The 18,620-nt window shown below is 38.4% G+C and carries 18 protein-coding genes and 1 pseudogene; 11 read left to right on the plus strand and 8 right to left on the minus strand.

All coding sequences use genetic code 11. The annotated features are described in order from the left end of the window. The first annotated feature begins 85 nt into the window (after window positions 1–85). Together M5121_RS14385 and M5121_RS14390 are read left to right on the plus strand one after the other, a co-directional pair. On the plus strand, window positions 86–622 hold the full coding sequence (locus M5121_RS14385; protein WP_283772315.1) for a YagK/YfjJ domain-containing protein: 537 nt from the start codon (window positions 86–88) through the stop codon (window positions 620–622). Further along, entirely contained in the window at window positions 619–1,548 is a 930-nt protein-coding gene (locus M5121_RS14390; RefSeq protein WP_249571567.1) for a hypothetical protein, read from the plus strand. Before M5121_RS14385 ends, M5121_RS14390 begins: the two co-directional genes overlap by 4 nt. A gap of 68 nt (window positions 1,549–1,616) precedes the next feature. Here the strand turns inward: M5121_RS14390 and M5121_RS14395 are convergent, their stop codons facing one another. After that, a complete protein-coding gene (locus M5121_RS14395) occupies window positions 1,617–2,126 on the minus strand; it encodes a hypothetical protein (protein ID WP_249571568.1) in 510 nt (169 codons plus the stop codon). A 113-nt stretch (window positions 2,127–2,239) separates the two neighbouring features. Continuing rightward, entirely contained in the window at window positions 2,240–3,361 is a 1,122-nt protein-coding gene (locus tag M5121_RS14400) for a hypothetical protein (protein ID WP_249571569.1), read from the minus strand. 795 nt (window positions 3,362–4,156) lie between these two features. Here M5121_RS14400 and M5121_RS14405 point away from each other — a divergent pair. The 4 genes from M5121_RS14405 to M5121_RS14420 all read left to right on the plus strand — a co-directional run bounded on the left by M5121_RS14405 (window position 4,157) and on the right by M5121_RS14420 (window position 7,892). Further along, entirely contained in the window at window positions 4,157–4,474 is a 318-nt protein-coding gene (locus M5121_RS14405; protein ID WP_249571570.1) for a hypothetical protein, read from the plus strand. 64 nt (window positions 4,475–4,538) lie between these two features. Continuing rightward, window positions 4,539–5,588: a DUF932 domain-containing protein gene (locus tag M5121_RS14410; RefSeq protein ID WP_249571571.1), complete on the plus strand. Its 1,050-nt coding sequence runs from the start codon at window positions 4,539–4,541 to the stop codon at window positions 5,586–5,588. Between the two features lie 149 nt (window positions 5,589–5,737). Further along, window positions 5,738–6,880 carry a YqaJ viral recombinase family nuclease gene (locus tag M5121_RS14415; RefSeq protein WP_249571572.1) on the plus strand — a complete coding sequence of 381 codons (1,143 nt, stop codon included), beginning with the start codon at window positions 5,738–5,740 and terminating at the stop codon, window positions 6,878–6,880. A gap of 118 nt (window positions 6,881–6,998) precedes the next feature. Next, window positions 6,999–7,892, plus strand: a complete 894-nt coding sequence (locus M5121_RS14420) for a recombination directionality factor (protein ID WP_004913277.1) — start codon at window positions 6,999–7,001, stop codon at window positions 7,890–7,892. Between the two features lie 103 nt (window positions 7,893–7,995). Here the strand turns inward: M5121_RS14420 and M5121_RS14425 are convergent, their stop codons facing one another. The 3 genes from M5121_RS14425 to M5121_RS14435 all read right to left on the minus strand — a co-directional run bounded on the left by M5121_RS14425 (window position 7,996) and on the right by M5121_RS14435 (window position 9,608). Then, the gene (locus M5121_RS14425) at window positions 7,996–8,265 is read right to left on the minus strand and encodes a hypothetical protein (RefSeq protein WP_004912848.1); all 270 of its coding nucleotides are present in this window, start codon (window positions 8,263–8,265) and stop codon (window positions 7,996–7,998) included. A gap of 14 nt (window positions 8,266–8,279) precedes the next feature. After that, window positions 8,280–9,161 (minus strand): CopD family protein, encoded by an 882-nt coding sequence (locus M5121_RS14430; RefSeq protein WP_042893653.1) that lies wholly within the window; start codon window positions 9,159–9,161, stop codon window positions 8,280–8,282. Window positions 9,162–9,227: 66 nt separating this feature from the next. Next, on the minus strand, window positions 9,228–9,608 hold the full coding sequence (locus M5121_RS14435; RefSeq protein WP_002058523.1) for a copper resistance CopC family protein: 381 nt from the start codon (window positions 9,606–9,608) through the stop codon (window positions 9,228–9,230). Window positions 9,609–9,885: 277 nt separating this feature from the next. Here M5121_RS14435 and M5121_RS14440 point away from each other — a divergent pair, with 277 nt between their 5' ends. Beyond that, window positions 9,886–12,231, plus strand: a complete 2,346-nt coding sequence (locus tag M5121_RS14440; RefSeq protein ID WP_249571573.1) for a heavy metal translocating P-type ATPase — start codon at window positions 9,886–9,888, stop codon at window positions 12,229–12,231. A gap of 73 nt (window positions 12,232–12,304) precedes the next feature. Here M5121_RS14440 and M5121_RS14445 read toward each other — a convergent pair whose 3' ends face one another. Then, window positions 12,305–13,681, minus strand: a complete 1,377-nt coding sequence (locus M5121_RS14445; protein WP_249571574.1) for a heavy metal sensor histidine kinase — start codon at window positions 13,679–13,681, stop codon at window positions 12,305–12,307. Further along, a complete protein-coding gene (locus tag M5121_RS14450; protein ID WP_004722337.1) occupies window positions 13,671–14,354 on the minus strand; it encodes a heavy metal response regulator transcription factor in 684 nt (227 codons plus the stop codon). The genes M5121_RS14445 and M5121_RS14450 overlap by 11 nt, the downstream gene beginning before the upstream one ends. Window positions 14,355–14,504: 150 nt before the next feature. On the opposite strand from M5121_RS14450, the gene M5121_RS14455 reads away from it, so the two are divergent. The 3 genes from M5121_RS14455 (at window position 14,505) to M5121_RS14465 (ending at window position 17,743) form a co-directional block, all read left to right on the plus strand. Then, window positions 14,505–14,855, plus strand: a complete 351-nt coding sequence (locus M5121_RS14455) for a hypothetical protein (RefSeq protein WP_002058521.1) — start codon at window positions 14,505–14,507, stop codon at window positions 14,853–14,855. 88 nt (window positions 14,856–14,943) lie between these two features. Then, a complete protein-coding gene (locus M5121_RS14460; protein WP_136695374.1) occupies window positions 14,944–16,863 on the plus strand; it encodes a copper resistance system multicopper oxidase in 1,920 nt (639 codons plus the stop codon). Continuing rightward, window positions 16,850–17,743, plus strand: coding sequence for a copper resistance protein B (locus M5121_RS14465; protein ID WP_087546610.1), 894 nt, complete (start codon window positions 16,850–16,852; stop codon window positions 17,741–17,743). The genes M5121_RS14460 and M5121_RS14465 overlap by 14 nt, the downstream gene beginning before the upstream one ends. A 49-nt stretch (window positions 17,744–17,792) precedes the next feature. Here M5121_RS14465 and cadR read toward each other — a convergent pair whose 3' ends face one another. Continuing rightward, complete coding sequence (gene cadR / locus M5121_RS14470) at window positions 17,793–18,197, minus strand: Cd(II)/Pb(II)-responsive transcriptional regulator (RefSeq protein ID WP_249571575.1); 405 nt, start codon at window positions 18,195–18,197, stop codon at window positions 17,793–17,795. A gap of 84 nt (window positions 18,198–18,281) precedes the next feature. Between cadR and M5121_RS14475 the strand changes: the two are divergent. After that, window positions 18,282–18,620 (plus strand): annotated as a pseudogene (locus tag M5121_RS14475) (cation transporter); the annotation flags it as partial.

The following is an 18,620-nucleotide window of genomic DNA, read 5'->3' on the forward strand; positions in this document are numbered from 1 at the left end:
TCTGTTTCTTGCTCATGGTAAACTCCTAATGAGTATGTATAGTTTACCAAGTTAAACCCTCCTGTTTTTTAAGCACACATCAGATTTGATACTTGAAAAGCATTCAAGAGTATTGGTTATCCGTATTGACCTCAGATTTGATAAAACCCAGAACCCGACTCTTGACCAAGTCAAAATGGATTTACGCACATTTTTACGTTCTGTCAGTCGTACTAAGAATCTGAATATCCTGGGGTATATTTGGAAGCTCGAATTCGGTCAAAGAAGGGGATTTCACTATCACTTTATATTTATCTTAGACAGTCGAGATCATTCTCAGGAAATTAAACTTGCACAACAGATTGGTCAGATTTGGGAAAAGGTCATTGGTGTTGAGGGAACATTTCATAATTGCCATTTCAAAGCGGTCAATAATCAATATGATAAGTTAGCCATAGGACGGTTGCATCGTCATGAGCAACAGAAATACCAGTATTTACTGGGATTGCTGCGTTATTTTGCAAAGAAAGATCAATTTATTCTGCATAAAAATATTGGTAAAGAACGTACTCTAGGGACAAGTATTGATAAGAATATTGCAAAGACAATGGGACGTAAAAAACAAGCGGAGGTGAACAAGTGAATCACTTTCCAATTACGCCTCCGCAGCCCATATGTCAACGGACTCCACAGTTTCCTTTGGTGTTGGATGCACATCAGAATTATATATTTAACCAAACTGTGAAAAGCTTAGCCCAAATTGAGAAAGGGCAGCTTCAAGTAATGGATAAGCGTGCTAAGGAATGTTTTGAACCACAATATCAAGCATTCTTATATTTTTTACCTTGGTTGCATAATCATCGTACCGTATTGAATGAATTTCAGTTAAACCCTTATTGGAACGCATTGATAGAAATAGTAGGTCATTATCAATTTCAAGATATGAATTATGTATTGGCGAATGCACATCCTATCCATGGAAAAATTAAAACCAAATTATTGAGACAACGTACTGCAATAAAATATTCAGAATATATTGAGCATGCTCATGCAAGCGTAAAACATCAAAAAACTGTGTTTAGACGCTGTATGGATCAGCATAAGCAAATGAACTGTTTGTTCCTTGAATTACAGTGCATCTTTACTCATCCACTGTATCAGAGTGATGAAGTTCAATTACCTAAACTCGTTCGAAAATGGCTGGAAAGATTGCATCAATCAGAGCAATTAGCGGGTAAGTTGTATGATGTGCAATGGCGTATTGTGAAATCACTGAATGGATTTTATTCAGTCCATGCCATCATTTATGTGATTGGTGATGAGTTTAAATATTCCGATTTTATCTTGCGGGTATGGAGAGGGGCTTGTTTACACAAGGGACATGAGCTTGTGCAAGGATCACCTTATTTGGTTTGGGAAAAACACTGTTACTTTGCGGACAGTGATATGCGTAGCTACTGGCGTAAACATATTGAGTTTCTAAATGAACCACTCAAGATTTACCGCTATATGAGTCAGCATATTTCCTATTTGTGGCAAAGCTATACAGGAAATATCCCTGCTAAATAAGCTTCTCAAATATAAGGCGTTCTAATCAGAACGCCTTTTTGCCATAGTAAATTTCCGTGATTAAATCTCTAAAAATTATAGGTATAGGTCAAACCACTGCTCGTCGTGATGGTCACTTCACGGACATATTCAGCCGAACAGCCTAAGTAGACCTTTGCTACTGACCCATAACGCATATTTTGATAATCATAAGTGCCTTTGCTTCTACAGTTACCACGATTGATTAAAACCCCTGTGATGGTGGTTGGTGCATCGTTCAAGGACATGATGTTTAACAAATCGGTATAGCCTGTCATGGAGTATTGTGATTCTTCACGACGGACACGGACTTCAAACTGTTCTTGTACAGTGGGTTCAGTCACTTCCTCAGCATTATATGATTCATCTTCCAGAAAGGATTTATCTACGGGTGGAAAATCATCTTCAGATTGAGGCGGAGTTTCAGTCGTATCAGCAGTGCTATGCTCACTGGTTTGAGTTTGAGCATCTTTGGGTTTTGGTGCGTCATTGCCCGAATTACATGCGCTTAAAGTCAGCAGCAACACACTGGATAAAACAACAGATGGAATAAAATTCATTACACATGCCTATATTTAATCGAATATTCTGATTTACAGGGTTGGGCGAAAGCCCAACTCTGTGTATTTAATTTTTAGATAAATCAATTTCTTGCTTTTTATAAAGTTTGGAATTACTCATCGATCTTTTTAAATACTTTCTCGATCGGCGTGTAGTTATCCAGAGTGAAATCAAAAGGAATTGGTTTTTTCAGCGACACATCAAATTTCTTTAATGGCGCATTTTCTATGCCGTTGAAATGTTTGCGTTGAAAGGACATGGTACTTGGTTCAAGGATTGCGATCGGTTCATTTAGTGAATCAACTTGAGTATGGTTGGCTTTATAAATGACTAAACTATCTAATTCCAATTTATGGTTATTGAAGTTAAAAATATAACCGACATATTTTTGTCCACCAGCCGTAATGATATTTTGTGCTAACTCTGGCGTGGATGGGGCAGTGAAATTCACAATAAGATCAGATGCGAAATTCATGTTCTCAAAATGTAATTGTTTCGAGTCAGCATCGTAGTAAACAAAATTATCAATCGGACCCTTTGGTCGATCATTGGGTGTGTAGCTGCTCGGCATGAACTGACTTTGTGCAGACGTAGCATTTAAACTGAGCTCTAAAAGCTTCAAGTCATAATTGAGATGGGCATTTTTACTGTCCAGTTCTTTTTGTAGTTTTTGAATACGTTGTTGATATTGTTCGGTACTTTCAAATTGATCTTTTTGCGGTGGAATCACTTGCATTGTCGATCTTATATAATTGATGGCTGTATCATGCGCTGCACGTAAAGAATAGTCGTCACCTAAAGCAAAAGTGAATGCAGGAAACTGATGACCTGTATTTCCGATCACTAAAACTTGATTGTTTTTTAAAGCCAGCACATTTCTTAAATCATTGAGAACGGATTGGAAATGTACGCAGTTTCCACAATACTCTGCCACATCGTCATTTTCAGCAAACATCTGTAATCCAGAGATGGTTTTATACGGCGGATAAAAAGAAAAATATCCTTCGTCTTTAACGAGTTCCTGAAAGCTTTCACCTGTTTTGGTGAGCGGAGGTGTAATTTTATTTCGATCGATAATCAAAGGAGAGGAAACAGCCTGTGCAGGGGCAGCATCATTCAAGGACATTTTTTCGATTTTTTGAGATAGTTCTTTATTCTCTACATCACCTTGTTGTGGTTTTGAGCAGCTGACCAATGCAAGGCTGGTGAGCAGCGCAATTGAAATGTATTTCATCCTATTATTTCCCCATCCAATATTTTTAAAGTTTTTAAAATGAATTATGAAATTGACTGTAATTTCAAATACATTCTGCTCGGCTGTCACAGGCTCTAGCTATACTTTTGCTGAGTACAAAAATGACAACTCAAATAAGCTGTGCGATGAATTTCATGATTTTTATCCAGCACAAAACACCACTGTCCAAAATGGATGCAGCAGTTAATTGATGCCTTGAATCAATCAGGACACAGCGAAAGCGTGCGATAAATGAATCGGAATGAAATGCCGAAGAGGCGGAGAAAGTGCAGGGGAATAAAGCACAGTAAATTGCGTCATGGTTGACTCCTAGATGAATTAGAAGTTCTACCGAATCACTGTCAATTGATTATGGTGGCAGAACGAAAAGGGGTTGACAGACTGGACATCTAGAACCAGCACGCGCGAACGCGTCCCCCTCCCGTTCTACCGCAAAGGGGGACGAGAAGGTTTTTACACATACAAAGAGTACTCAGATGAATAAACCCTGATGCGCTAGATGAGCGGTCTGTCAAAACCGACTGACAATGTAGGTCAGCCCTTGCATCATAATCGCTGCTAAAAAACAGGTCAATTGATCTGTTTAATCATCATTCAAAAATTGCCTAAAACTGATGAAAAAAAACGCATTCTAAAAAAATACAAATACATAGCATCTAATTGAGAACAGTGTTTCTCCATTTGAGATAGCACCAATACATGCTTCAACTACATCGCAATCATTTTGCCTGCTTCCCCAGCAGGTTTTTTTATTCATTTACAGGAAATACCACAATGAGTTTGCCATGTCCTTATTGCCAGTCCCGAGAGACGGTACAACTTCAATCCCCCCAACATTTACCCATTACCTCAAGCACTAACCCTATTTCCAATAGTGTGATGTCACCGATGGCACTTGCCACATTAGGCGTGAGTGTTTCCAAAAGCCTGAATATTCCTCCGATTGCAGGTGCAATCGTTGGGGTACTGATTGGCGGCATTTGGATGTTGATCACTGAAGATGAACAGCAACAACCGCTACACCCAACTTATCGCAGACAGTATTACTGCAATCACTGTGACCGCAGTTTTAGCCCAAATTTACGCAATTAAGTATTTAGCAAAATTTAAATCCAACCCTTTTACCCATTTTAAAATTGATACAGGAATTATTCTTATGGCACATTTAGTTGAAACAATGGCATTCACTGGACAAACCCCTTGGCATGGCTTAGGCAACCAACTCACGCCAAACCAACCCATCGAAGTCTGGGCACAACAGGCAGGTATGGATTGGCGAATAGAATCTTCGGATGTCAGTTACATGGCACAGAATGAAAAGGGACAAAGCATCATTATGCCTTTTGAAGAACAACGGGTACTTTACCGTTCTGATACTCATGCACCCTTATCGGTGGTTAGCCAACGCTTTCAGGAAGTGCAACCGATGGAAATCCTACACTTCTACAAAGATCTGACTGAACAATCAGGCTTTGAACTGGAAACCGCAGGTGTACTCAAAGGCGGCAAAAAATTCTGGGCATTGGCTAAGACGGGACAGACCTCAGTCTTAAAAGGCAAGGATGTTAGTCATGGCTATATTCTCTTAGCCACTGCTTGTGATGGCACACTGGCGACTACCGCCCAGTTCACCAGTATTCGAGTGGTCTGCAACAACACTTTAGCGATTGCGCTCAAAGGACAAAACACCAGTGCAGGTGTAGTGAAAGTGCCGCATAGTACCAGATTCAATGCGGAACGCGTCAAACAGCAACTGGGGATTTCAGTTCGTGCATGGGATGAACACATGTATGAAATGAAACAACTGAGTCAGCGTAAGGTGACTCAGCAGGAAGGAGCAGCGTACTTTGATGCGGTGTTTAATAACACTAACTTGAGTATGGCTGAACAGGATGAAAGCATTATTCAGTTCTACCGAAATGCAGCCATGCCAAATCAAACAAGCCCATCCAAAGCCGACAATAAAACTGAACCGAATGGACGTGCGATGTCAAAAGTCATGACCATGTTTAACGGACATGGACGAGGGGCAGAACTCAGTTCTGCTAAGGATACTGCTTATGGTTTACTGTGCGCCATTACCGAATTCACCGACCACGAACGTCGAGCGATGAGTACCGATCACCGACTCGATTCAGCATGGTTTGGTGCAGGGGCTGCCATTAAACAACGAGGTTTGGAACAGGCCTTAAGAATGATTGCCTAAATTCAGTTTCAATTAAGCCGCTTCTTTTAGCCTAAGCATACGGTAACACCGTACAAGCACAGCAACACCTTTAGCCACATTTCCAGATGTGGCTTTTTTATGCCCAAAATTCAGCTTTTACGATTTTACTCATACAGGAATATTTGCCAATGAATAGCCATACTCAAATTCAAAACACCTTAAACCATCCACCGTTACAGCCGCATTCACCCAATCTGAATCCAACCACTCAAAACTCACTGACCCAGCAAATTGAAGTGGGAACCCGAACCAAACGTGATCGACCGAACAAACAGCCCCGAAAAATCAAAGCCCCTGTAGCAAAGCGTCTCGCTAATACTAAACAACTGAATTACCAACAATGGCTGGAAGTTCGGAAACAGGGCATTGGCAGCAGTGATGCAGCCACGGCATGTGGTTTAAATCCCTATATGTCGATGCTAGAACTGTGGATGATCAAGACAGGTCGAATGCAACAAAGCATCGAGGATGAAAGCGCAGGCTATGCACCGTTGTACTGGGGTAAACAGTTAGAGCCATTGGTGGCTGAATACTACAGCATGCACACCAATCACAAAGTTAGAAGAGTCAATGCAGTGCTACAACATCCCGATGATGATAAACATTTCATGTTGGCAAATTTGGACTATACCGTGGTGGGTAGTGAAGAGGTTCAAATCTTGGAATGTAAAACTGTAGGGGAATATGGTTCTAAGTTATGGCGAGATGGTGTGCCTTTATATGTGCTCTGTCAGGTACAGCATCAATTAGCTGTGACAGGTAAACAGGCAGCGCATATCTGTGCCTTGATCTGTGGACATGAAACCAAAATCTATAAGGTGACTCGTAACGAGACTGTCATTCAACACATCATTAATGCAGAACGTCACTTCTGGCAATGTGTTGAAACAGGTATTCCGCCAAGTGTAGATGCTTCGGATTCAGCAGCCAAAGCCTTGCAGCAACTTTACCCAGAGCAGATCCCACTAACAGTAGAAGACCTGACCCAAAATGAACAAGCCAACTACCTATTTAATCAAATGTTAGAGGAGCGACATAAAGTTGAACAACACCAACAGTATTTTGATGAACTCAAACATCGATTACAAATGTTGATGAAAGATGCAGAGCGAGCGGTCTTTACAGGTGGGGCGGTGACGTGGAAAAAGGCGCAAGACTCTATCAGCCTAGACAGTAAAGCACTTCTTAAGCAGCATCCTGAATACTTACAGCAATTTCCACAAACCAAAGCAGGCACACGACGCTTTCAGATTTACCCCAATGGTGGATAAGACGGAGATACCGAAATCCACTACCCAAACCAACCGATCCCATGCCCCACAGGTATGGGATTTTTTATGCCTAAAATTTATTTACCCAAATTTAAACATCACTATAGAGGACATCAACATGATTAAAGGTTTAGCAATCACACCACCCGTTTTAGGTCGTATCAGTATTGGCAAAATTGTCGAAAAGAATGGCAAACGACTCCCTGAAAAGGACGACCAATTTACCATTACCAGTCAAATTCAGAATAAGGATGGTTGGGTGAAACATCCATTGGATGAGCAACTACGTGCCAAAGCACCGAATCAAAAACTCAGAAGCATTCCCGTCCGTATGATCTTCAATGATCCTGAATTGAACTTACGGGCAGAGTACAGCTTATTTGACCGACAAACAGGACGTTTAATCTGCTCAGGCAATGGGGAAACCTGTCAGCGACTGGGGCAAAATGGCATTGAGCAACATCCATGCCCATCACCTGATTTATGCCCATTGGCACAAAGTGGTTTGTGTAAACCCTATGGCAGACTCTACGTCAACCTAGATGAATCGGATGAGTTTGGCACATTCATCTTTAGAACTACGGGCTTTAACAGTATTCGCACTTTGGCAGCACGACTGCGTTACTACCATGCTGCATCAGGTGATCTACTTTCATGTTTGCCTTTGCAACTGACTTTAAGAGGTAAAAGCACCACGCAAAGTTACCGCACTCCAATCTATTACGTGGACTTAACTTTACGTGATGGCACAAGCCTAAAAGATGCGATTGCGTCAGCCAAACAGATGGATGAGCAGAGCAAGGCAGCAGGGTTTTATCAGGAGGCGTTAGATCATGTGGCACGGCAGGGTTATGGTAATGCCTGCTTTGAGGTGGGAGGTGAAGAGGGTTTGGATATAGTGGAGGAGTTTTACAGCGTTGAATCTCAAACAGAGCATCAGCAAACGCATGATCTCACTCATGTTCAAGATATTCAGAAAGGCTTACAGCAGTCGGTTCAAGCTCTGAATTAAATACTGTTGGGGGCTAAGAAGCCCCCAACAGTAATATTGCTACTATTTTTTATTAAAAAATTTGAGCTACTTATTGAATCAATAAACATTACTTAAGTATCGTTTATTTGGAGGGCGGTAGTACGTTAGGCTTTTGTAACATTAATCCATTTATAACTTTTTGTTGTCTACTATCTTCATTACGTAGTTGTTTATCTTTAGAATAATGGTCTTTATTCTCTTCGACTTTGGTGTCGCCATGATTATGATCAGTGATATTACGTAATTCGGTATCATCTAAGGAGCGAATCGTTTTTGAAGTGCTAGGTTCAGCCCATGATGTCGTATTCAAAAAAATGAAAAATAATAAATTGTACTTCATCCATGAAGTCATAGCGTGATCCTTTTTTACTCAATACCGACTACAGTGGTGATATAACCAGTGGCTAAAAGAATTGATAGACCTAATGACATCTCAAATAAAATGGCATAGCCCAATTGTTTCGCAAATTTCGGGTCTTGTAAGCGAGGTGTGAAATACCATTTGTTAAAGGCTGCTAACAATAAAATACTTAGGACAAATAATATTTTAATAATAAATCCATGCCCATAAGGTGTATTGATTAGAGTATTAAAATCTTTAAAGAGTAATAAAGCAATACTAAGACCACAAGCGATGAGTATTCCTACAATAAAGGCTGCTATTTGCCCAAATAGATGCATACGTTCTTTAAGTGGTAAGCCATTAATTTTTTTGCTTGTTTTCCATAATGGATAAAGCGACCCCATCCATAAGGACATTACAAGTACATGTATTGTTAACAAAGCTTGAGCGAAAAAGGGTAAATTCGTGACGTGTCCGAGTTGTGAAAAACTTAAAACGATTGGTGTGAGCAGTATGGTAAAGATTGCTCCTTCAGTTTTGGAAATATCAATCGTCCCTTTACTAAGTTTGACTATCATAAATATGAGTAAAAGTGCAAAACTGATTGATCGAATGATATAGACATGTCCAGTAGGAGTATTGACTAGTATATTTATATAGTTGCTATCCCACATACCAGATAGTCCAGTATTGGCAAAACTTCCGATGAGAAGGAAGAATCCTAGAATACTGGAAATTAGTCCTAATGCTGTGCCAAGAGTTATGTATTTCAGAATAGTTTCCTTTATTTCTACATAACGTCCAAGTAAGAAGTAGGAGAAAGTACCACCAACAACAAATGCAATACCTAAATATAAAATGACTTTAACAAGCCATGATGCATATATCCAAGATTCAGGAATCATAATTTTCTCCATCGTAATAGCAACATGCCAGCGAACTGCTGGCATGTTGCTATTAGCACTTGATTTTTATTTTGCTGATTTAATGGTGAAATTATATTCGCCATTCATGTTGTGGCCATCCGCTCCCATTGTGGTCCACACGACTGTATATTTTCCTTTTTTTAGTTTAGGTGCAGCGACGTCAAATGATTTTTTCATATCATGAGTTATTTTATAATTTAAAGGAATGTCCTTACGTTGTGCATCAAGCAACTTGACGTTCATTAACATAACTTCTTCACCAAAATTCAAAGTTATATTTTTCGGTTGGCTAGCTACAGATGCATTAATAGCAGGTGTTGCACTTTCAAGTTTCACATGTGCGAATGCACTTGAAGTAGCTACAACCATAGTCGTGCCTACGAGTACGTTACGTAGAGTAGACATTTTATTTTGAAAAATTTTCATTTCTTCATCCTCTTTAAATTAATCTTGGGCCCAGTAATGACCGAATGAAATTCATTGATTGATAGCTTGGTCACCAACTTTGTAATCCTATTATCAAAGAAAGATAGAAACACTCCGATGACTTCAAAATTACATTTTTGTCATTTTAAAAATTGAAAAGTCACAAGTGCTACACTGACTATAAAGAAAATTTCGCTTATCTAATGATCAAGTAATAGGAAATTATTTACGTTTTAATCAATTTATTACTTTTAAAATTAAATATGAAGGAGGTTGTATGGACCATCATCATCACGAAGATAAAAATACACTTACTGATCCTGTCTGTGGCATGGCAGTAAAAGAAACATCTCAATTTTATGAAAAAGTTGACAGTAAAACTTTCTATTTTTGCAGTGAAAATTGCTGGTTAAAGTTTAAGAATGATCCTGCTTTTTATATTAATAAACTAGCAAAAGCGACTAATCCAAAAGAGATTGGGATAAATTCAATTGTGGTTGATCAGCCGATAAATGTGAATACTTCTACTATTTACACTTGTCCGATGCATCCCGAAATTCAACAAAATCACCCTGGGAATTGTCCTAAATGTGGTATGACTTTAGAGCCTTTACTTCCAAATCTGGATGAAGCTGACGAAAACCCTGAACTAAAAGATTTTAAAAGACGATTTTGGTATACCTTACCTTTAACTCTTATCGTTGTATTTTTAGCCATGTTTGGGCATCAGCTGAATTTATTTGATATGAAGATACAGAGTTGGATTGAACTCATTCTTACATTACCTATCGTTTTTTGGGCAGGGTGGCCATTTTTTGTTAGATGTTGGCAATCAGTTTTAAATCGTAGTCCGAATATGTGGACCTTAATTGGAATTGGTACTGGTGCCGCATTTATATACAGCCTCATTGGAACTTTGGCTCCACAAGTATTTCCAGACTCTTTTGTTTCTATGGGACGTGTCGCTGTATATTTCGAAGCCACAGCAGCCATTATTTCGCTGACCTTATTAGGCCAAGTTCTTGAGTTGAAAGCTCGATCACAGACCTCGGCAGCAATTAAATCTTTACTTGGGCTAGCACCTAAGACTGCAAGAAAAATAAATGACGATGGTAAAGAAGAAGATATTCCTCTTTCCCATGTACATGTTGGAGATTTGCTCCGAGTACGACCAGGTGAAAAGGTCCCTGTTGATGGAGTTGTTACTGAAGGGTCAAGTTCTATTGATGAATCAATGTTAACAGGAGAACCTGTTCCCGTTACAAAACGTGAAGGCGATCAAGTAATAGGTGCAACAATAAATATGAATGGTTCATTAGTAATGCGTTCAGAAAAGGTTGGATCTTCAACGGTACTGTCTCAGATCGTACAAATGGTATCGCAAGCTCAACGTTCTAAAGCGCCGATGCAAAGAATGGCAGATCATGTTGCAGGTTGGTTTGTTATGGTAGTTATTGCTATTTCTGTGCTTACATTTTTTGGTTGGGGGGTATTTGGCCCAGAGCCTAGTTGGGTTTACGGGTTAATTAATGCTGTCGCAGTGTTAATTATTGCTTGCCCATGTGCTTTAGGCTTAGCGACACCTATGTCAATTATGGTGGCAACAGGTCGTGGTGCATCGAATGGTGTACTTTTTCGTGATGCAGCTGCAATAGAAAATTTACGTAAGATTGATACTTTAATTATTGATAAGACAGGTACTTTAACTGAAGGCCAACCCTCATTCGATAAGGTTATCGCTCTTTCGGGCTATGAAGAAAATGAGGTACTTCGGTTAGCAGCTAGTCTGGATCAGGGGAGTGAACACCCTTTAGCTGATGCAATCGTACGTGCTGCCCGTGAAAGAGATCTTGTACTGTCTAGACCAACATCTTTTGAATCTGGCTCTGGGATTGGTGTTAAAGGAGAGTTAAATGGACAACAATTATCTCTTGGTAATACAGCATTAATGGAACAGCTGGGAATATCAGTTAAAGCATTTGTTCCCGAAGCTGAAAAGTTAAGAGCCGAAGGTGCAAGTGTCATGCATTTAGCTGTGGATGGAAAACTGATAGGGTTAATAGCTGTTTCAGATCCAATCAAAGCAAGTACACCTGAGGCTGTTCTTTCATTAAAAGATTCCGGTCTAAGAATCGTAATGGCTACTGGTGATGGATTAACAACAGCTAAGTCTGTTGGCGCTAGATTAGGTATTGATGAGGTTTATGGTGAGGTTAAACCCGCAGATAAATTAGAATTGGTTAAGAAATTGCAAAAAGAAGGAAGAGTGGTTGCGATGGCTGGTGATGGGATCAATGATGCCCCAGCTTTAGCTCAGGCTGATATCGGAATTGCAATGGGTACAGGAACAGATGTAGCAATGAATAGTGCCCAAGTTACTTTGGTAAAAGGTGACTTACGTGGTATTGAAATTGCTCGTTCTTTATCAGAGGCAACTGTTAAAAATATGAAACAAAACTTGATGTTTGCTTTCCTCTATAATGGATTAGGTATCCCTTTGGCTGCTGGTGTACTGTATCCATTTACTGGCTGGTTACTCTCGCCTATGATCGCAGCATTAGCAATGAGCCTAAGCTCAGCATCGGTAATTGGTAATGCTTTACGACTACGTAGCCAAAACTAAGTTTTTCTGACTACTCATTATTTTTAACTATTAAAGATGAGTAGTCAGTAGTTGTTTATTTTTATATAAGTGATTAATTTTTAAAAATAATTTTAAAAGTTATGCGGCCATTATGATAGTCTGCTCTAATTGTTGCGCCATGTACATCAAGAATGGATTTGGTAATTGCTAGCCCTAAGCCAGTACCTTCCTCAACTCGCTGTCTGGAAGCATCTGTTCTATAAAAACGGTCAAATAATCGATTTAGCTGGTCTGATGATAAAGGTGAGCTTTCATTCTCAATTGTAAAAACAGTTTTATCAAAGCTTTGTTGGCAATTGATTTTGATCACTGAATCTGTTTTTCCATATTTGATCGCATTTGATAATAGATTACTGAGTGCTCGACGTAACATTGAAGGATCGCCATTTACATAACCTAGACCAGTTTGTTCTAAAGTCATTTTCTTTTCAGAAGCAATAGCATCATAAAAGTCAAATAAAGCTGAAATTTCTTTGACCAAATCAATTCTTTGTAAGTTTGGTAAATGCAAACCGTGTTCGGCTTTGGCAAGGAATAACATATCTGAAACCATCCGAGCTAAATGCTCAAACTCTTCTAAATTTGAAAATAGAACTTCCTGATAAGTATTAATATTTCGACTACGAGATAAACATACTTGAGTTTGAGTCATCAAATTGTTAATAGGTGTTCTTATTTCATGAGCAAGATCAGATGAAAAATCTGAAAGTTTTTCTACTGCGGCTTCTAGCCGATCTAACATATCATTAAAAGCGACAGCCAGTGATTTAAGTTCGGTTGGAGTATTTTCGACTTCTAAACGTTCAGAAAGATGTTGGGCTGAGATACCCTCTGCTACTTTTGCCATTTGTTGTACTGGACGTAGCCCTCGCCATGCTGCGAACCACCCTAAGAACATTAAACAAATTGTACCCACAAATCCAATGTATAAAAGTTGACGTCTAAAGTCATTTAAGAAATGTAGATGCTCAGAGGTATCGATTCCAACAATAATCTGAGCTGATATAAACGAGTCATTATGATCAAAAGTCTTTTTATAAATTAAGCCACGATAAGTCTTATTTTTAATTTTCCATTCAAGCCATGGATCTTGTTTTGATTTGTTGAGTGCTTGGGGATGAATTACTGATGGTGCTGAGCTAAAAATAACTTGACCTGTTGGACGTTCAATCTGAACAATCAGATCGTGATGTCCAATTAAGGCATCTTTTAAATATAAATTTAGTTCTTGAGAGTTAGATGGGTTCTGTTCAAGTAGATTCTCTATAAGTTGAATTTTGCCTTCTAATTGAGTTCGGTCTTGAGCTTCAAAATGATGCATTACGAGCTTGTGAATAACCAACCCCATAATCATTAAGATGATAACAGTAGAAAGAGAAAAGATGATTGCTATACGAAAGCTGATTGCATTAAACAATTTACGAGTCATCTTCTACCTCTAAAACATACCCCATTCCACGTATGTTCTGTATCAGCTTTGGGCTAAAATTACTGTCAATTTTACTGCGCAAACGTTTGATAGCGACTTCTACAACGTTGGTATCACTATCAAAATTCATGTCCCATATTTGAGAGGCAATGAGCGTACGAGGTAATATCTCACCACGTCTACGCATAAATAATTCCATCAGCGCGAATTCTTTAGCTGTTAAGTCAATACGTTGCCCAGCGCGAGTGACGCGGCGTTTACGAAGATCAAGTTCAAGATCAGCAATTGTAATAAGGTTACTATCTTCTTTTTGTTGTCCCCGTCGGAGTAAGCTTTTAATTCGTGCTAATAACTCAGCAAAAGCAAAAGGCTTGACTAGATAATCATCAGCACCTAAATCCAAGCCTTTCACACGATCTTCAATTTGATCACGTGCTGAAAGAAAAAGAATAGGCATAGTTTTGCCACTTTTTCGGATATCATAAATGATATCCCAACCATCTAGCTTTGGAAGCATCACATCTAAAATGATGAGGTCATATTCTTCGGAAAGCGCTTGATGTTTACCAGATAATCCATCCGTTACCCAATCCGTTATATACCCAGCTTCAGATAGACCTTGTTTAAGGTAGTCACCGGTTTTTTGTTCATCTTCAACTAGTAAGATTCTCATTGATAAAAATCCCATATCACTCATTAAGAATATAATAACGTTATAAATACGTGATTCTTTGTAGATTACAAAAATGTCATTTTCATGTCATATAGATGTTTGGTGGTAGCCTTTAAGGTATTTGTATAAAGTTAATTTTTGGAGCAAAACATGAAAACTCTATTCCGTCGTAGCTTAACTACACTTATGTGTATTGGAACTTTAATTGCAGGAACTCAGTCTTGGGCAGCCGATGCTAAACAGGGAACCACTGTAGTCACTGAAACTAAAGCGGACTCAAAAATGTCAGAGAAATGCCAAAAACCTTGTAATATGAAGAATGATGAGAAAACCCAACAGGATCATAGTCAGCATGAGCATGGCAATATGGCTGATATGTCTCAGATGGATCACTCTAAGATGATGAATATGGATCAGTCTAAAATGGGTAATATGGATCATTCAAATATGATGAACATGGACCACTCAAAGATGAACATGTCAAATACATCAAATAAATAACAAATACGATAAATGAAAGATTGGGGAGATTAAAGCGAATAATTGGTTTGCTTGAGCTCCCCATCTTTATATTAGATAGGTGAAATAAATGTCTAAAAAATTAAGTCATGTCCTTTTAATAGGAGTTGGTTTATTTTCATCAACTTGGGTAATGGCGGCAGTTAAAGAATATGATTTAACAATCGCTGAACAAACTGTAAATATCACAGGAAAACCAGTTGAGAGAATTACTGTAAATGGTAAATTCGTTGCACCACTTCTTGAATTTGAAGAAGGTGATGAGGCCGTTATCCGTGTTCACAATAAGTTAAAAAATCAGGACTCTTCAATCCATTGGCATGGCTTATTATTACCTGGAATTATGGATGGTGTACCTGGATTTAACAAATTTAATGGCATTGCCCCTAATAAAACTTATGAATATAAGTTTAAAGTCCGCCAAAATGGTACCTATTGGTATCATTCGCATAGTAAAGGACAAGAACAAGACGGTTTATATGGTGCTTTTGTTATTTATCCTAAAGATAAAACTCCACTAACAGCTGCTGAAAAAACCGATAAAGATTACGTTGTTTTGCTTTCTGATTTTCATAATTCGACAAGTGATCAAATTATGAAAAATCTTAAAAAAGAAGCAGACTACTATCAGAACCGCCGCGAAACAGTATTCGATGTATTAAAACAAGTTAAACGTGATGGGCTAAAAGCGACTTGGCAAGACCGTTCTATGTGGAATCAGATGCGAATGCTGAAAACAGATATGTCCGATGTGACTGGTTATACATTTTTAATGAATGGCAAGACACCTCAGCAAAATTGGACGGGTAACTTCAAAGCTGGTGAAAAAGTTCGCCTTCGTTTTATTAATGCTTCCGCTATGTCATTCTTTGATGTACGCATTCCAAACCTAAAAATGACTGTAGTCAGTGCTGATGGTCAACCTGTAAAGCCCGTTCCTGTAGATGAGTTCCGTATTGGTACTGCTGAAACTTATGATGTCATTGTGGAACCAAAACAAGCACATTACCAAATTGAAGCTGAATCTATTGATCGTACTGGTTTTTCGGTTGGAACCTTACATGATGAAAATACCTTACCTGTAAAACAAATTGAGATGCCTAAACCTCGTCCTCGCTCTTTATTGACTATGGAAGATATGGGGATGGATCATGACATGTCTTCAATGCAAGGTATGAATCATGATATGTCTTCTATGAAAGGTATGGATCATGATATGTCTTCTATGAAAGGCATGAATCACGATATGTCTTCTATGAAAGGTATGGATCATGATATGTCTTCAATGAAAGATATGAATCATGATATGTCTTCTATGAAAGGCATGAATCACGATATGTCTTCTATGAAAGGCATGAATCACGATATGTCTTCTATGAAAGGTATGAATCATGATATGCCGATGAATAGCGCTACTGTTAAGTCGGCTTCAGACAAGAATGATAATACCGTATTTGGATGGGCAAATGCTTCAACACCCGTTGGTCAAAAAGCACTCCAGTATAGTGACTTACAATCTCTAAATCCTCAACCAGATACTCGTGCCCCTGAACGTGAAATGGAAATCCGTCTTGGTGGGAATATGGAGCGCTACATTTGGACAATTAATGGTAAGAAGTTTAATGAAACAGAACCATTCAAAGTGAAATATGGGGAACGTATACGCTTGAAATTTGTGAATGACAGTATGATGGCTCACCCAATGCACTTGCACGGTATGTTTATGCAGCTTGAAAATGGTCAAGATCCAAGTAATATGCCAAATAAACACACGATCATTGTGCCACCGGGGAAAACAGTTACAACTTTACTTACTGCTGATGAATTAGGTGAATGGGCTATCCACTGCCATTTGTTATATCACATGGCAGCTGGAATGATGAACAAACTCATTGTGGCAAATGTAGATAGCAATGATGTTGATTCAAAAAGTATCGTTGCCCAACCCCATGCAAATGATAAGGGAGTGAATCAACATGCAAACCACTAAAAAACTTTTTTCAAAAACACTTTTATCAGTTGCTTTAATTGGTTTAGCAGGTATGGCATTTGCGAATGATAATTCGACTGAAAATCTAAATAAGAGTACTTCAAGTATGAATGTGCTTTTAAGAGAATCAGGCGGATTAGGTTATGTTGAACGCAATGTTGCTCAAAAAACTTCAAAAGACAAAGGAATTGAAACTTTAACTCTTAGCCAAAATCATGATAAACATCTGAACGAGCATGGTGGGCAGATTTACCAAACAACTAAATTTTCCAATGAGTGGATAGTTGATAAAGATGGTAAAGGCAGTTTAGGTTCGAGTTTCGAAACATTGATTGGAACAGATGAAAATCGAATGTTTGTTGAAGCCAATCTGAATAAAGCAGAGAGTAATGATCCCAATTATGATGTATCAGCTCTTTACAGTAGAAATGTTGCAGCATTTTGGGATGTACAAGCTGGGGTAAGGTATAGTGAGGACAAAAATAACCGTAATAGTAATCGCATTGATGGCGTTATTGGATTATTAGGTCTTGCTCCTTATTTCTTTGAGACAAAAGCTTACCTTTATGGTGGTGAAAATAATTTTTGGGGAGCCAGTTTTGAGTTTGATCGAGATCTATTACTTACTCAAAAGCTAATTACTCAGCCATATATTGCAGCAGATATTGTGTTTAATGATAATTCTGATTTTGCTACAAAGTCAGGTTTGTCTGAGTTAAAGACAGGTCTAAAAACTCGTTACGAGATTAATAAGCGTATAAGACCATTTGTTGATGTCGCTTATCAATATGAAAAAGGACAAAAATTAACAACTTTTCAAGAAGCTACAAATTCTGAAAAGGGGTGGTTATACGGGGCAGGCATTGAATTAGTTTTCTAAATATTTTATTAAGAATGAATAATGGTGATATTCCATTATTCATTCTTAATTATTTTAAACTTACGGATAACCCTTCAAGTACTTTACAAGAGTTAATTTCCAAAAAACCAGAGCATTTACTTCTTAAATCAGAAAGTTGTTGCTTAAGCTGAATCTGTTTTTGGATATTCCGCTCTAATTGATGAATATGTTTATCAACTAAGATGTTAATAGAACTACAGTTTCCACAAGGTTTGTCTTTGTATGCTAATAAAATTTTTATTTCGTCCAAGCCCATATTCAAAGTTCGGCAATTAAGAATAAATAGAAGTCGCTCTAAGTGGTCTTTGTTATAAAGTCGATAATTAGCTTCCGAACGATTAGGGGCTAGTAATAAAGCTTCTTTTTCATAAAACCGTATTGTAACAACAGGGCAACCGGATAGCTGAGATAATTCACCAATTTTTAAGTTCATTTCAAGTCACCTGATCTATTGACTCTATAGTAGCTATAGGGATTTTAATATGCAATACGTGAAGATATGACTATAGGCACATCAATGAGTGGTTGCGGTTGTAATCAAGAAAGTTCTTGTGAAGACACTAAGCAAAAACAAAATGAATCAAAAACAGATTCTTGTAAAATTAAAGATTTAGCTACAGAAGAAAGCAAAAGTTCTTGTTGCGATAATGAGGTACAGCAAGAACTTACCCCTGATGAAAAAGATTCCTGCGGTAGTAAGCAGTCGAATTCATGCTGTGGCCCAGATACTATAAATTTACCAGAGCAAGTTCGTGGCAATGAAAGTATAGTGGCTTTCATCAGTGACTATAACATCCCGAAAATGGATTGCTCCGCAGAGGAACAAATGGTTCGGATGACTTTATCTTCATTAGTA

The organism is Acinetobacter sp. ANC5681 (assembly GCF_023488045.1).
GTDB lineage: Bacteria > Pseudomonadota > Gammaproteobacteria > Pseudomonadales > Moraxellaceae > Acinetobacter.